The organism is Streptococcus gwangjuense (assembly GCF_003627155.1).
Lineage (GTDB): Bacteria > Bacillota > Bacilli > Lactobacillales > Streptococcaceae > Streptococcus > Streptococcus gwangjuensis.
This window is the reverse complement of sequence record NZ_CP032621.1, coordinates 916,257-932,115: the sequence shown is the minus strand read 5'-3', so window position 1 is coordinate 932,115 and position 15,859 is coordinate 916,257. Positions and strand designations below refer to the sequence as shown.

Annotated in this window: 12 protein-coding genes, 1 tRNA gene and 1 riboswitch; of the genes, 8 read left to right on the top strand and 5 right to left on the bottom strand. The window is 39.5% G+C overall.

The features are described from left to right. The first annotated feature begins 129 nt into the window (after window positions 1–129). The 3 genes from D7D53_RS04635 to D7D53_RS04625 all read left to right on the top strand — a co-directional run bounded on the left by D7D53_RS04635 (window position 130) and on the right by D7D53_RS04625 (window position 7,387). On the top strand, window positions 130–2,715 hold the full coding sequence (locus tag D7D53_RS04635) for a pneumococcal-type histidine triad protein (protein WP_120770276.1): 2,586 nt from the start codon (window positions 130–132) through the stop codon (window positions 2,713–2,715). 180 nt (window positions 2,716–2,895) lie between these two features. After that, the gene (gene adcAII, locus D7D53_RS04630) at window positions 2,896–3,786 is read left to right on the top strand and encodes a zinc-binding lipoprotein AdcAII (protein WP_419965913.1); all 891 of its coding nucleotides are present in this window, start codon (window positions 2,896–2,898) and stop codon (window positions 3,784–3,786) included. 7 nt (window positions 3,787–3,793) lie between these two features. Beyond that, on the top strand, window positions 3,794–7,387 hold the full coding sequence (locus tag D7D53_RS04625) for a pneumococcal-type histidine triad protein (RefSeq protein ID WP_120770274.1): 3,594 nt from the start codon (window positions 3,794–3,796) through the stop codon (window positions 7,385–7,387). Window positions 7,388–7,423: 36 nt separating this feature from the next. On the opposite strand, the gene pepT is transcribed toward D7D53_RS04625, so the two are convergent. Beyond that, entirely contained in the window at window positions 7,424–8,647 is a 1,224-nt protein-coding gene (gene pepT / locus D7D53_RS04620; protein ID WP_120770273.1) for a peptidase T, read from the bottom strand. A 153-nt stretch (window positions 8,648–8,800) separates the two neighbouring features. On the opposite strand from pepT, the gene hemH reads away from it, so the two are divergent. Further along, window positions 8,801–9,895 carry a ferrochelatase gene (gene hemH, locus D7D53_RS04615; RefSeq protein WP_120770272.1) on the top strand — a complete coding sequence of 365 codons (1,095 nt, stop codon included), beginning with the start codon at window positions 8,801–8,803 and terminating at the stop codon, window positions 9,893–9,895. A gap of 41 nt (window positions 9,896–9,936) precedes the next feature. On the opposite strand, the gene mscL is transcribed toward hemH, so the two are convergent. Both mscL and D7D53_RS04605 read right to left on the bottom strand, forming a co-directional pair. Then, a complete protein-coding gene (gene mscL / locus D7D53_RS04610) occupies window positions 9,937–10,314 on the bottom strand; it encodes a large conductance mechanosensitive channel protein MscL (RefSeq protein WP_061864154.1) in 378 nt (125 codons plus the stop codon). An 85-nt stretch (window positions 10,315–10,399) separates the two neighbouring features. Further along, window positions 10,400–10,831 carry a GtrA family protein gene (locus tag D7D53_RS04605; protein WP_120770271.1) on the bottom strand — a complete coding sequence of 144 codons (432 nt, stop codon included), beginning with the start codon at window positions 10,829–10,831 and terminating at the stop codon, window positions 10,400–10,402. A 28-nt stretch (window positions 10,832–10,859) separates the two neighbouring features. Continuing rightward, window positions 10,860–10,956, top strand: a riboswitch (PreQ1 riboswitch). Here D7D53_RS04605 and D7D53_RS04600 point away from each other — a divergent pair. From D7D53_RS04600 to dapA, 4 genes are all read left to right on the top strand, one after another. Next, window positions 10,954–11,463 carry a QueT transporter family protein gene (locus D7D53_RS04600; RefSeq protein WP_000737071.1) on the top strand — a complete coding sequence of 170 codons (510 nt, stop codon included), beginning with the start codon at window positions 10,954–10,956 and terminating at the stop codon, window positions 11,461–11,463. Its footprint overlaps the riboswitch before it by 3 nt. A 99-nt stretch (window positions 11,464–11,562) precedes the next feature. After that, window positions 11,563–11,635 (top strand) — tRNA-Thr (locus D7D53_RS04595). A 382-nt stretch (window positions 11,636–12,017) separates the two neighbouring features. Further along, window positions 12,018–13,094 (top strand): aspartate-semialdehyde dehydrogenase, encoded by a 1,077-nt coding sequence (locus tag D7D53_RS04590; protein WP_000542494.1) that lies wholly within the window; start codon window positions 12,018–12,020, stop codon window positions 13,092–13,094. Between the two features lie 56 nt (window positions 13,095–13,150). Then, window positions 13,151–14,086, top strand: a complete 936-nt coding sequence (gene dapA / locus D7D53_RS04585) for a 4-hydroxy-tetrahydrodipicolinate synthase (RefSeq protein WP_070842327.1) — start codon at window positions 13,151–13,153, stop codon at window positions 14,084–14,086. Between the two features lie 44 nt (window positions 14,087–14,130). Here dapA and mnmE read toward each other — a convergent pair whose 3' ends face one another. Then, window positions 14,131–15,504: a tRNA uridine-5-carboxymethylaminomethyl(34) synthesis GTPase MnmE gene (gene mnmE, locus D7D53_RS04580; protein WP_120770270.1), complete on the bottom strand. Its 1,374-nt coding sequence runs from the start codon at window positions 15,502–15,504 to the stop codon at window positions 14,131–14,133. Between the two features lie 137 nt (window positions 15,505–15,641). Further along, the gene (locus tag D7D53_RS04575; protein ID WP_001117401.1) at window positions 15,642–15,824 is read right to left on the bottom strand and encodes a 4-oxalocrotonate tautomerase; all 183 of its coding nucleotides are present in this window, start codon (window positions 15,822–15,824) and stop codon (window positions 15,642–15,644) included. Between the last annotated feature and the right edge of the window lie 35 nt (window positions 15,825–15,859).

Here is a 15,859-nt window from a genome sequence, read left to right as displayed (position 1 = left end):
TTTCATTTTTATTGTGTATATACGAAAAATTCTTGACAAGCAGTACTAAAAAGAGTAAACTATTAACTAGTTAATTAACTGGTTTATTATTTTATAGTGAATCAAATAGAGTTAAGAAAAGAGGAAAGAATGAAAATCAATAAAAAATATCTAGCTGGGTCAGCAGTAGCACTTGTTTTAAGTGTATGTGCTTATGAACTAGGTTTGCATCAAGCCCAAACTGTAAAAGAAAATAATCGTGTTTCATATATCGATGGCAACCAACCAAGCCAAAAGGCAGAGACTTTGACACCTGATGAAGTCAGTAAAAAAGAAGGTATAAATGCCGAGCAAATCGTTATCAAGATTACGGATCAAGGTTATGTGACTTCTCATGGAGACCATTATCATTACTATAATGGCAAGGTTCCTTATGATGCTATTATCAGTGAAGAACTGCTGATGAAGGATCCAAATTATCAGTTGAAGGATTCAGACATTGTCAATGAAATCAAGGGTGGCTATGTGATTAAGGTAGATGGTAAGTATTATGTCTATCTAAAGGATGCAGCGCATGCTGATAATGTTCGCTCAAAAGAAGAAATCACTCGTCAGAAGCAGGAACACAGTAGTAATCATGGAGGAGTTTCTAACGATAATGCGGTAGTCGCTGCTAGAGCTCAGGGTCGTTATACAACGGATGATGGTTATATCTTCAATGCGTCTGATATTATAGAAGATACAGGTGATGCCTATATCGTTCCTCATGGCAATCATTTCCACTATATTCCTAAGAGTGACTTGTCTGCCAGTGAACTGGCTGCAGCTCGAGCCTTTCTATCTGGGAAAGGTAAACACCCAAGCTCAGTTGGGTATCGTCCTTCAACAAATTCTTCTAGCAGTAGCGCATCAGAGACATCGAATAGTAGTTCATATAGACAAACTAATCAAAGCAATGTTGAAGCAAATACCAGAAGATGGGCTCCAAGTGTTAGCCCACAAGTAGATAATAGTTATCAAGCTAGTTCGAGTGAAGACGTATCTAGTCTCCTGAAACAGCTTTATGCCTTGCCGCTTAGTCAACGACATGTGGAATCAGATGGGCTTGTTTTTGATCCAGCGCAGATTACAAGAAAAACTGCGAATGGTGTTGCAGTGCCGCACGGAGATCATTATCACTTTATCCCTTATTCTCAAATGTCTGACTTAGAGCAGAAGATTGCAAGAATGATTTCTGAAAATTATCAAGGAAATCATACTACTGCAGGTGGTAAAGAATTAAAACCAATTCCGACTCCAATCCTTCCAAATCCAATTCCTGCTCCAGAGCCTACCCCAATACCAAGTCCACAACCTGTACCAAATCCTAAACCAACTCCAAGCAATCCAATTGATGGAAAATTGGTAAAACAGGTGATTCGAAAGGTGGTTGATGGTTATGTCTTCGAAGAGAATGGAATTTCGCGTTATATTTCTGCCAAGGAACTTTCAGCAGAAACTGTTGCAGCCATTGATGATAAACTTGCCAAACAAGAGAGTTTGTCTCATGAGTTAGGAGCTAAGAAAACCAATCTTGCATCTGGTGATCAAAAATTTTACAACAAAGTTTATGATTTACTAGCAACAGTTCATCAAGATTTGATTTCCAATAAAGGGCGCCAAGCTGATTTTGACACTTTGGATAGACTATTGGAACGTCTCAACGATGAGTCAAGTGATAAAGTCAAGTTAGTTGATGATATCCTTGCTTTTCTAGCGCCGATTCGTCATCCAGAACGTTTAGGAAAACCAAATGCACAAATAGCTTACACAGATGATGAGATTCAAGTAGCCAAGTTGGCAGGCAAGTATACAACAGAAGATGGCTATATCTTTGACCCCCGTGATATCACCAGTGATGAGGGGGATGCCTATGTAACTCCGCATATGAGCCACAGTCATTGGATTAAGAAAGATAGTTTGTCTGAAGCTGAAAGAGCAGCAGGGCAAGCTTATGCTAAAGAGAAAGGTTTGACGCCTCCTTCAACAAATCATCAAAGTTCAGGAAATACTGAGGCTAAGGGAGCAGAAGCGATTTACAATCGAGTAAAAGCAGTTAAGAAGGTACCACTTGACCGTATGCCTTACAATCTCCAACATACTGTGGAAGTTAAAAATGGAAGTCTGATTATACCTCATTATGACCATTACCATAACATCAAATTTGAGTGGTTTGACGAAGGACTTTATGAGGCACCTAAGGGGTATACTTTAGAAGAGCTATTTGAGACTGTGAAGTATTATGTTGAACATCCAAACGAACGTCCGCATTCAGATAGTGGTTGGGGCAATGCGAGCGACCATGTTCAAAGAAACCACAATAGTCAAGCTGATAACAATCAAACAGAGAAACCAACAGAGGAGAAGCCTCAGACAGAAAAAATTGAGGAGGAAAAACCTCGCGAAGAAAAACCGAAAAATGAGAAAGCAGAATCTCCAAAACCAAAAGAATCAGAGGAATCAGAAGAAGAATTACCATCGGAACCAGAGGGACCTCAGGTTGAAACTGAAAAGGTTGAAGAAAAACTGAGAGAGGCGGAAGAGTTACTTAAAAAGATTCAGGATCCAATTCTTAAGTCAAATGCCAACGAAACTCTCACAGGATTAAAAAATAACCTGTTATTTGGTTCTCAGGACAACAATACTATTATGGCAGAAGCTGAAAAGCTATTAGTCTTGTTAAAGGAGAGTAAGTGACTATACAACTATTATAGAAGATAAAAAGGGAGCAGAATATGGATTCTGTTCTCTTTTTTATGAAATTGTGTAAAAATTCTTGACATATTCTCTAAATAAAGATAAACTATTTACTAGTTAATTAAATGGTTAAACACTAGTTAAGGAGTTATAGTGAAAAAGAGGACGATTTTAGTATTGATGACCAGTGTATTGGCTCTGGTATTAGCTGCTTGTGGTCAAAAGGAAAGCCAGTCAGGTAAAGGGATGAAAATCGTGACCAGTTTTTATCCTATCTATGCCATGGTCAAGGAAGTATCTGGTGACTTGAATGATGTTCGAATGATTCAGTCAAGTAGCGGAATTCACTCCTTTGAACCTTCAGCAAATGATATTGCAGCCATCTATGATGCAGATGTCTTTGTCTACCATTCTCATACGCTCGAATCTTGGGCAGGAAGTCTGGATCCCAATCTAAAAAAATCCAAAGTTAAGGTTTTAGAGGCTTCTGAAGGAATGACATTGGATCGTGTCCCTGGTCTAGAAGATGTGGAAGCAGGTGAGGGAGTTGATGAAAAAACGCTTTATGACCCTCATACTTGGCTAGATCCTGAAAAAGCTGGCGAAGAAGCTCAGATTATAGCTGATAAACTTTCAGAGGTTGATAGTGAGCATAAAGAAACTTACCAGAAAAATGCACAAGCCTTTATCAAAAAAGCTCAAGAATTGACTAAGAAATTCCAACCTAAATTTGAAAAAGCGAGTCAGAAAACATTTGTAACACAACATACAGCCTTTTCTTATCTGGCTAAGCGATTTGGACTCAATCAACTTGGTATTGCAGGTATCTCTCCAGAACAAGAACCAAGTCCAAGACAACTAACAGAAATTCAGGAATTTGTTAAAACCTATAAGGTTAAGACGATTTTTACAGAAAGTAATGCTTCTTCAAAAGTAGCTGAAACTCTTGTCAAATCAACAGGTGTGGGTCTTAAAACTCTGAATCCTTTAGAGGCAGACCCACAAAATGACAAAACTTATCTAGAAAACCTAGAAGACAATATGAGTATTTTAGCAGAAGAATTGAAATGAGGAAAGAATGAAAATAAATAAGAAGAAACTTGCTGCTGGTGCAGCTGTTGTCCTTTCTTTAAGTCTTTGTATTTATGCATTGAATCAACATCAGACAGGAGAGAATAAAGATACGAATCGTGTATCTTATGTCGATGGGAAACAAGACACTCAAAAAACAGAGACACAAACACCAGAGCAAGTTAGCAAAAAAGAAGATATCCAGGCTGAACAAATTGTTGTGAAAATCACCGATCAAGGTTATGTGACTTCACACGGTGATCATTTCCATTATTATAATGGGAAAGTTCCTTTTGATGCGATTTTCAGTGAAGAACTTTTGATGAAAGATGCCAATTATCAATTGAAAGACGCTGATATTGTCAACGAAGTCAAAGGTGGTTACATTATCAAGGTAGATGGTAAGTATTATGTTTACCTTAAGGATGTGGCACATGCGGATAACGTTCGTTCGAAGGACGAAATTGAACGCCAAAAACAAGGTCATACTCACGATGCACCAACATCTAATAGTGCAGTGGCGCTTGCTCAATCTCAAGGTCGCTATACTACTGATGATGGCTACATCTTTAATGCATCTGATATTATAGAGGATACTGGTGATGCTTATATCGTCCCTCACGGAGGACATTACCACTACATTCCAAAGAGTTCCTTGTCTGCTAGTGAATTGGCTGCAGCACAAGCCTATCTCTCTGGAACTAGAAAACAAGCGAGTGTGACTGACTATCGTCCAAGTACAAATGGGACTGGTCAAACTACCAAGCCTATTCAACAGGCTGAAATACCAAGTAATAAAGCCGAGAGTCTTCAAAGTCTATTACAGCAGCTCTATGCTCTTCCAAGTACTCAACGATATGCTGAATCGGATGGTTTGACTTTTGATCCTGCTAAGATTTTAAGCAGGACACCGAGTGGTGTAGCGATTCCTCATGGAAATCACTATCATTTCATTCCCTATGCAAAGCTTTCTGCATTAGAAGAAAAGATTGCGAGAATGATTCCTCTAACTAGTGACAGTGTGAAACCAACACCATTGGAGAATCCAAGCAAACCAGCAGAAAAACCTACTCAGCAAAACCATCATCATGAGCAAGACGGTGACCATGGAAGTCAGGCCCCTAAGCATGAAGAACATGGACATGACGCTCATCATGATGAAGACCATGATCATGGTTTTGATGCCAATCGTGTCATCAGTGAGGATGATCAAGGCTTTATCATGACCCATGGTGATCACAATCATTATTTCTTTAAGAAAGATTTGACAGCAGACCAAATTAAGGCCGCGCAGGATCATTTGAGAGGTAAAACGACAGTAACACCAAGCCCAGCCCATGATGATGAACACGATAACGATAATCATGGCCACAAACATGATGAAGACCATGATCACGGTTTTGATGCTAATCGTGTCATCAGTGAAGATGCGGCAGGCTTTGTCATGAGTCACGGAGACCATAATCATTACTTCTTCAAGAAAGATTTGACAGCTGACCAAATTAAGGCCGCGCAGGATCATTTGAGAGGTAAAACGACAGTAACACCAAGCCCAGCCCATGATGATGAACACGATAACGATAATCATGGCCACAAACATGATAAAGACCATGATCACGGTTTTGATGCTAATCGTGTCATCAGTGAGGATGAACAAGGCTTTGTCATGAGTCATGGTGACCACAATCATTACTTCTTCAAGAAAGATTTGACAGCAGAGCAAATTAAGGCAGCTCAGGATCATTTGAAAACACATCATGATGCGGAGCCTGTAAAACCTCTTGCTAAAACGGTAGAGTCTTTCTCAAGAGATGCTAGCGATGAAGAAAAGATTGCTTATATTTCTAAAACATACGGAGTTCCACTTGAAGCGATTAGAATTTCAAACGGATTCTTTGTCTTTGGAAATCCAGACCAAGCCTACGATCCAACTCATATCCATCCATATGCTGTTCGTAAGGAACATGTGCGTCTTCCGCTACAAACTGGCAATCCAGAACTTGATTTCCTAAATGAACTCTATACCACTGCTTTGCGAGATGGTGTGTCTCCTTATAGTTTACAGGTAGAAAATGGTAGTTTTGTGATTCCTCATGGCGACCACAATCACTACATCAAGGTGCAAACTAAGGGCTATGAAGTGGCTTTGAAAAATAAAATTCCAGCTCTTCAATCTAACTACCAACCTGGAGCTTTTGATGAAAAGGCAGTTTTGGCAAAAGTAGATCAACTTCTAGCTGATAGCAGAAGCATCTACAAAGACAAGCCTATCGAACAAAGACAGATTGAGTTAGCCTTAGGTCAGTTTACTGAGAACATGAAGAAACTGGCAACTAACTCTACAGCAGGTTATCTTGCGACACTTGATCTCTTTGATAAGCAATATATCCATATTGATGAAAGTGTTAAACCTACTGAAACAAGTGCTTTAGATAAGAAATATCAAGCCTTGATTGATAAAATAAATACACTGGATACAGACTCTTATGGACTTCCTAAGAAAGACCTTCTTGTTCGACTTCAAGAAGCTAAATTGGCAAAAGATGAGGCTGCTTTAGCAGCGGTTGAATCACAACTTCAAGCTCTTCAAGATTTTAATGATCGAACAGGTGTTACAACTGTAGAATACATCAAGTATTTCTACGAACACGTAAATGACGGTCGTTTAAATGATGAACTTCGTAATAAAGTGGCTCAGTTGACTTGGACCTTGTATCAATCTCAATCTTTCCTTAAGGCAGCAGAATTGAACAAATTATTCCCAAGCATCTATCAGGCAAAACAAGAAGTGGAAGAAGCTTTGAAAGCTCAACCAACTACTGCTAAATCGACTAAGACAGTTCTAGATACTGAAAAAGTAGATAACCAAACTGCTAAGACAGCTATTTATGGCTTCTTGAAAGAATTGTACGGAGACTTTATGCCTGAAGAGCATGTCAATCATGTCAGCAAGGAGCAAGTAGAAAGTCTTTTGAGCAAGGCAACTCAACTCTTGGAACAAATCCAAGAAGAAGGAATCAGACAATCCTTGGCAGAAGAAGTAGAAAATCTCAAAGCTGCTACAAACAAGGTTGATGCAGACTTGGATGAAGTAAACAGCCAGGTAAAAGATGTCTTGACTCGTATCGCTAGCGCCCTTCAACAAGAGAAGGAAAATGCAGAGCAAGATCCTCAGACACTTGTACTCTATCAAAAACTTTACGATATCCTCATGTCACTTCACGCATACTTAGAAAACAATAGGGGTTCTGATGCCGACTTTGATAAGGTGGATGCATTACTAGATCAACTTTCTGCTAAGAGTAAGGATAAAGCCGCTTTACTTGAATTGACAAAAGCTATACTGGTCTTGAATCAAGAAATCAAGTCAAAATCAAGTGCAAGTGAAGAAACAACTCCATCAACAAATGCTGAATCAAATGGTGATAAGACAAGTGCTGAAAACCAACCTAACTCAACTACAGAATCTAACAGTGAAACTGCCATCGACGAAAACAAACCGAGCAAGGCAACAGATTCTAAACCAGATGAATCAACTTCAGAAAAGGAAACAACAGAATCTACAACAAGTACTGGAAATCAAGAAAAACCAGCAGAATAAAAAGAAAGGCGAGGTAGCTGAGCTACCTCGTCTTTTTTAGTCTCTATAAGCTACGATACCAATGATGGTATCAACTGCACGTTCCATAGTCTGAAGGCTGACGTATTCAAAACGTCCGTGCATATTTTCACCACCCGCAAAGATATTGGGAGTAGGGATTCCCATAAAGGAAATTTTAGAGCCGTCTGTCCCTCCACGGATTGGTTCGATTATAGGAGTGATACCTAAATCTTCCATAACGGCTTTAGCAATGGTAATTGGAGTCATATCTTTTTCAATGACTTCTTTCATATTGTAGTACTGGTCTGTCAAGTTTAGAGTGACACGGTCGCTACCAAGTTCTTGATTCATCTTATCAGTGATAGACTGCATAGCTGCTTTACGAGCTTCAAAGGCATCTTTTTCAAAATCACGAATGATGTAGCTTGCACGCGCCTCTTCGACACTACCTGTCACATCCATTAGGTGGTAGAAGCCTTGGTAACCTTCTGTTAACTCAGGTCGGTCATTCTCTGGAAGTTGATTATGAAAATCAATTGCTAGCTGAAGGGCATTGACCATCTGATCTTTGGCGGTACCAGGGTGGACATTGCGTCCTTGGAAATGCAATTCAGCCCCAGCTGCTGAGAAAGTCTCGTACTGAAGTTCTCCGAGAGGTCCGCCATCTACAGTATAGGCAAAATCAACATCAAAATCTTCTGCATCAAATTTATTAGCACCAACACCGATTTCCTCATCTGGACCAAAACCAACACGAATCTCACAGTGTTTGATTTCAGGATGGGCAGTCAGATATTCAATAGCAGTCATAATTTCAGCAATCCCTGACTTGTCATCAGCTCCTAGTAAGGTTGTTCCATCGGTTGTGATGAGTGTTTGTCCTGGATATTTTTCAAGACTCTTGAAGTCGGCTGGATCGAGTTTGAAACCAGAATTTCCAAGTTCAATCACACCACCATCGTAGTTTTCAATTACCTGTGGATTGACTCCTTCGGCATTAAAATCAGCAGTATCCATGTGAGATATAAAGCCAATCTTACGTGTTAAAGATGGATCATTGGCTGGCAAGGTTCCAATTGCAAAACCATTTGGTAGATAATAAACATTTTGTAATCCAACACGTTTCATTTCAGGAATAAGGACATTGGTAGCAAAATCTACCTGACTCTGCGTACTTGGAGTAGTAGTAGAGTGTTCATCAGAGCGCGTGTTGACCTTAACGTAGGTTAAGAAGCGATCCAAGAGATTGGGGTAAGTCATAAAAAACTCCTTTTGAATTCATTTTTTCCATTGTATCATAGAAAAGAGAGAAAAACAAAAAACAGAAGTTTGGGAAATTCGCTATGTTGGCGTTTACTTATTAATGGATAAATGATAAAATAAACTTGATAAAAATATCACAAGGAAGCGATTATGAAAAAAGCAATTTTAATGATGACTTTCGGTTCGCCAGAAGAGATTACCTTTGAAGGTGTGGCTGATTTTTTCACAAATATTCGTCGTGGAGTGAGACCTCAAGACCACGAGATTCAAACTCTCTATGATAATTATGTACTAATTGGAGGGACGCCTCTGCAAAAAATTACTCGAGAAGAGGTTGCCTTGGTAGAAGCTAGGTTGGGGAATGAGTATAGTGTTTATTTTGCTAATAAGTTTTCCAGACCTTTTATTCCAGATGTGATTGGTCAGATGGAAGCAGACGGCATTGAACAGTGTATTTGCCTGATTTTGGAGCCCCATTATTCTTTTTACTCTGTCATGGGATACGAGAAATTTTTAGAAAGCAAACAAATTCAATTTTTAGTTATCAAGGACTGGTATCAAGAAGAAGCGCTCTTAAACTATTGGGCAGATGAAATTGCTAAGATTTTAAAAGAAGAAGTGAAGCAAGATAGCTTTAAAGTCGTCTTTTCAGCCCATAGTGTACCTATTTTTGCCTTGGACTTTGGTGATCCTTATATCGACCAAATTTTTGAAAATAGCAAGCTAGTCGCTGAAAAACTAGGCTTGAGTTCCGAGCAATATACCAACACTTGGCAGAGTGAAAGTGATATCGGGATTCCATGGATTAAGCCAGATGTTTTGGAGTATCTCAGAGAACAGACAGAACATCCAGACCATTATATTTTTGTTCCTATCAGTTTTATCAGTGAGCACATTGAGGTCTTGTTTGACAACGATGTGGAATGTTATGACTTATGTCAGGAATTGGGTGTGAACTACCATCGTCCACCAATGCCAAATACGGATTCTCGTTTGATTGATGCCTTGGTTAATACAGTCAGAGCTAATGAACATCAAGAGTTTAAGGAATTTCTCCCAGAAGAAGAAACCTTTGATGAATTAGTTCCTTCAGATGAGACGAAAAATATCTTGGCCGAATCTCAAGATTTACAAATGCCGGAATTTGTGAAAAAATTGATTGAGAAAAAAGGTCGTGAAAATGTTAAGATGCCTTATCTTATTAAGAAAATGCTTGAGAAAGCAGGCAAGTTACCGAAAGAGTAAAGAAAAAAGGATTTAGCTTTGTGCTAGATCCTTTTAATCGATTATTTTTTCTCAAGAAGAGCTTTGATTTCTTGAAGTACTTCCAACTCAGTTGGACCAGCTGGAGCTTCCTCAGCAGCTTCTTTCTTAGTAAGGCTTTGAGCTTTTTCAATACCTTTGATAATGAAGAAGAGAACAGTACCGATAACTAGGAAGTTGATAACAGCACTCAAGAATTTACCATATGTAACACCATTCCAAGCAAGCTCAGCGATGTTTTGTACTTTCGCAGCTTCCAAGGCTGGGTTCAAAATAAGTGGAGTGATGATATCGTTAACAAGTGATGTAACGATTGCACCAAAAGCAGTGGCAATGATCACACCGACAGCAAGGTCAACAACGTTACCACGAAGCAAAAATGCTTTAAGATCTTTTAACATTTTCATAATTTCCTTTCAAAAAATTTTTACACTTAATTATATATTAATTAAGAAGTTCTTGCAAGCTATATGTTTAAAATTTTTCTTATTTTTTAAAAATAAATACCTTACTAAAAATGTAATTGAGGATAATTATTAAGAATTGTGCAATAACTGTTTCAATACCATTCACCTTATTAATATTATAATTTACAAATTGCCCGATTATATTAGGAAACTGAGTTACAAAGAGAAAAGTTAAAAATAAGTCTAAAAGAAAAGTAGAAAGACGTGCTAGAGTAAATTTCACTAGACGTCTTGGCCAATCCTGCCTAGCTTGCTTAAATACAATTGTATCATTGGTGATAAAAGCAAATAGGATACCGATACTATTTGCTAGCCCAGTAGCAAGGAGTTCTCTATGAGTTAGTTGATAAATGACTAATCTGGCTAGAATGGAGACAAGAGTAGTTGCTATTCCAAAAAAAAGATAGGCTAAGAGCTCATTCACGAAGAGATTTTGAATGCGTTTTTTCATGCTTTTAGTATAGCATAAAGCAGACTATTGTGCTATACTAGTAAGGTTGATTCAAGCAACCCTTGGTGCTTAGCTTCTTTCACCAAGCATATTATACGCGGGAAACCGCCAAAGGAGAAAAAATGAAAAAATTAACTATTCGTGATGTTGCAGATATTGCAATTGTCGCTGCTATCTATGTCGTTTTGACTGTTACACCGCCCCTAAATGCCATTAGCTATGGTGCTTATCAGTTCCGTATTTCAGAAATGATGAACTTTATGGCTTTTTACAATCCTAAGTACATCATCGGAGTTACTATCGGTTGTATGATTGCTAATTTCTTTAGCTTCGGACTGCTAGATGTCTTTGTTGGTGGTGGTTCAACCTTAGTATTTCTCAGTCTAGGTGTTTGGCTTTTTGCAAAATATAGCAAGGATTACCTCTTTAATGGATTGATTCGAAAAGATCATTTCTTCTTTTCAATCCTCTTTTCAATTTCCATGTTTACCATTGCTGCCGAGTTAAATATTGTAGCAGAATTACCATTTTTCCTTACTTGGTTTACAACAGGAATTGGTGAATTTGCCTCATTGATTATTGGCGCGATTATTATTGGTAAAATTGGTCGTCGAATTGATTTAAGCAAATAGAAGAAGATAAGCTAGGTAGCTCTTACCTGGCTTTTTCTTATGGAAAATTTCTAAGGAAACTTGACAAGTTTTTCTAACTATAGTATACTTTTTAAGTAAGCTGATTTAGCTCAGTTGGCAGAGCGCATCCATGGTAAGGATGAGGTCGCCGGTTCAATCCCGGCAATTAGCATGATATTTACAGGGAAACTCTTGAACACAAGAGTTTTTTCTTATGCTCGCGAGAAAAAATTCTGACTTTTGTATAATAAAAGTCATCCTGCAAAAATTTTTTATTGACAAACCCACTTATTTCTAGTAATATAATAGACGCGATGAGTCGATAGGTAGTCTTCGGACTACTATTGAGCATAAGGAGGTCATAACGCAGGAGCGGACCTTGATGAGTTGTGTGAACCTGCTCATCACATGGAGATGCCTCTTAGTCCCTGGTCAATGACTGGGGATTTTTAATTTTCAGAAAATATAACCCAAAAATGCTTTTCAATTTCTTGAAAAAGTAGTATAATACATCTATTATAGAAATTTTTAGAAAATTCCGAAAGAGGTTATTTATGGGATATACAGTTGCTGTAGTCGGCGCGACAGGTGCTGTCGGAGCTCAGATGATAAAAATGTTGGAAGAATCAACACTTCCAATCGATAAAATTCGTTACCTTGCTTCTGCACGTTCAGCAGGCAAGACTTTGAAATTTAAGGACCAAGATATTACGATTGAAGAAACGACTGAGACCGCTTTTGAGGGTGTTGATATTGCACTCTTCTCAGCAGGTGGTTCGACATCAGCTAAGTATGCACCATACGCAGTTCAAGCTGGAGCTGTAGTAGTAGATAACACATCTTATTTCCGTCAAAATCCAGATGTTCCTTTGGTTGTTCCAGAGGTCAATGCTCATGCACTTGATGCCCACAACGGGATTATTGCCTGCCCTAACTGTTCAACAATCCAAATGATGGTGGCTCTTGAGCCTGTTCGTCAAAAATGGGGCTTGGACCGTATCATCGTTTCAACTTACCAAGCGGTTTCAGGTGCTGGTATGGGAGCGATTCTTGAAACACAACGTGAACTTCGTGAAGTCTTGAATGACGGTGTGAATCCACGTGATTTGCATGCGGAAATCTTGCCTTCAGGTGGTGACAAGAAACACTATCCTATCGCCTTTAACGCTCTTCCACAAATCGATGTCTTTACTGACAATGATTACACTTATGAAGAGATGAAGATGACCAAGGAAACGAAGAAAATCATGGAAGATGATAGCATCGCAGTGTCTGCAACATGTGTTCGTATTCCAGTTTTGTCAGCTCACTCTGAGTCTGTTTACATCGAAACAAAAGAAGTGGCCCCAATCGAAGAAGTGAAAGCAGCTATCGCAGCCTTTCCAGGTGCAGTTCTTGAAGATGATGTAGCGCATCAAATCTATCCACAAGCCATCAATGCAGTTGGTTCACGTGATACCTTTGTTGGTCGTATCCGTAAAGACTTGGATGCAGAAAAAGGAATCCACATGTGGGTTGTTTCAGATAACCTTCTCAAAGGTGCTGCCTGGAACTCAGTTCAGATTGCAGAAACGCTTCACGAACGTGGCTTGGTTCGTCCAACGGCAGAATTGAAATTTGAATTAAAATAGTCATATTGTTTAGGAGTTCAGATGAACTCCTTCTTTGAAATAGAGAGGTGTTTCTCATGTCTTATCAAGATTTAAAAGAGTGTAAAATCATCACAGCCTTTATTACCCCCTTTCATGAGGATGGTTCCATTAACTTTGATGCCATTCCAGCCTTGATTGAGCATTTATTGGCCCATCATACAGACGGTATTCTTCTAGCTGGAACGACTGCTGAGAGTCCAACCTTGACCCACGATGAAGAGTTGGAACTCTTTGCGGCAGTTCAAAAGGTTGTTAATGGACGTGTTCCTTTGATTGCGGGTGTGGGTACCAATGATACGCGTGACTCTATCGAGTTTGTCAAAGAAGTCGCAGAATTTGGTGGTTTCGCAGCTGGGCTTGCTATTGTTCCTTACTACAACAAACCTTCTCAAGAAGGAATGTATCAGCATTTTAAGGCCATTGCAGATGCTTCTGACCTACCAATTATTATCTATAACATTCCAGGTCGTGTGGTTGTCGAATTAACTCCAGAAACCATGCTTCGTTTGGCTGACCATCCAAATATTATTGGTGTCAAAGAATGTACCAGCTTGGCCAATATGGCTTACTTGATTGAGCACAAGCCAGAAGAATTCTTGGTCTATACTGGTGAAGATGGAGATGCTTTCCATGCCATGAACCTTGGTGCGGATGGGGTTATTTCTGTTGCCTCTCATACAAATGGGGATGAAATGCACGAGATGTTTATGGCCATTGAAGAAAGCGATATGAAGAAAGCAGCAGCTATTCAGCGTAAATTTATTCCTAAAGTCAATGCCCTCTTCTCTTATCCAAGTCCTGCTCCTGTTAAGGCGGTTCTTAACTACATGGGATTTGAAGCTGGACCAACTCGTCTACCTCTTGTTCCAGCACCAGAAGAAGATGCCAAACGCATTATCAAGGTTGTTGTAGATGGCGACTACGAAGCAACTAAGGCAACTGTAACAGGTGTCTTAAGACCAGATTACTAATAATTACAATAAAATCCATGACCGATTGAACGATCATGGATTTCTTATTTTCCTAAACAGAATTGGCTAAAGAGTTGGGTGATGAGTTCATCTGGAGCAGCATCTCCAGTAATTTCTCCGAGAATTTCCCAAGTACGGGTCAAGTCAACTTGAAGCAAGTCAACTGGCATACCTAGTTCCAGCCCTTCATTAACAGCCTGTAGGCTTTCAACGGCCTTCTCAATCAAGGAAATGTGACGGGCATTTGACAAGTAAGTAGCATCTTGTTCAACCAAACCAGCATTTTCAAAGAAGAGGTTGTTGATTCTCTCTTCAATCTTATCGATGTTTTGGTTTTTAAGAACTGAAATGCGGATGACGTCTTCAGGTAGTTCTTCTGTTTCAATCGATTCAGGCAGATCGGTTTTATTAAGGAGAATAATTCGGTTGGTATCCTGACTGATTTCTAAGAGTTTGCGATCTTGAGCGGTCAGTGGTTCACTGGCATTTAGCACTAGAAGAACCAAGTCAGCTTCCTTAAGAGCTTTTTTCGAACGCTCAACACCGATTTGTTCAACGATATCATCCGTTTCACGAATACCAGCTGTATCAATCAATTTGAGAGGAACACCATTGATGTTGACGTATTCTTCAATGACATCACGGGTTGTACCAGCAATATCTGTGACGATAGCCTTGTCCTCACGCAAGAGGTTGTTGAGAAGGCTTGATTTCCCAACGTTGGGGCGTCCGATGATAGCTGTTGAAATTCCCTCACGGAGGATTTTGCCGCGACGGGCTGTCCTAAGGAGATTAGTTAGCAATTGCTCAAATTCCATAGTCTTCTCACGGACAACAGCAGTAGTGGCTTCCTCAACATCGTCGTACTCAGGATAATCAATATTGACCTCGACTTGGGCAAGTGTATTGAGGATTTCTTGACGGGTATTATTGATAAGATCAGAAAGGGAACCATCAAGTTGTTTGACCGCAATGTTCATGGCCTTGTCTGTCTTGGCGCGGATGATATCCATCACTGCCTCGGCCTGTGTCAAATCTACGCGACCGTTTAAAAAAGCACGTTTGGTAAATTCACCAGGTTCTGCCAGCCGAGCTCCTTCACGGATAGCTAGCTGGAGAATCTCATTGGTCACCGCAATCCCACCGTGAGTGTTAATCTCGATAATATCCTCACGAGTGAAGGTCTTTGGAGACTTCATAGCTCCAACCATAACCTCGTCCATGACTTTTCCTGTCTGAGGGTCAACGATGTGACCGTAGTTAAGGGTATGGCTAGCAACCTGACTCAAGTCTTTTCCTTTAAAAATCTTTTGTGCAATAGCAAAACTTTCTGTACCGCTCAGGCGGACAATACCGATAGCTCCTTCACCTAGTGGAGTAGATATAGCAGCGATGGTATCAAATTCACGTGTAATCATAATGTTTCCTTTAATAAATAGATCTTTTCTTGGAAAATTCTCCAAGTCTCTTTTCAAATTGTAACAAATTTGAACTATTTCTTCAATGGATGCTACTTGGAGATTGAAAAAGCCTAAGCAATTCTGCTTAAGCTAGCTTATTTGGTGCGCATTTCACCTTGAGGGAAGTAAGTTCCTTCTGGCATGTCATTGATGATGACATGAACAGCTGATTGAGGGGCCCCAGTATTACGGACAACAGCTTCCGTTACTTCCTTAGCAAGAGCTTTCTTTTGTTCGAGCGTGCGTCCTTCAAATAAATCGATGCGTACAAATGGCATAATAGCTTCCTCCACTAGTTTTTGATTTCTTCTAT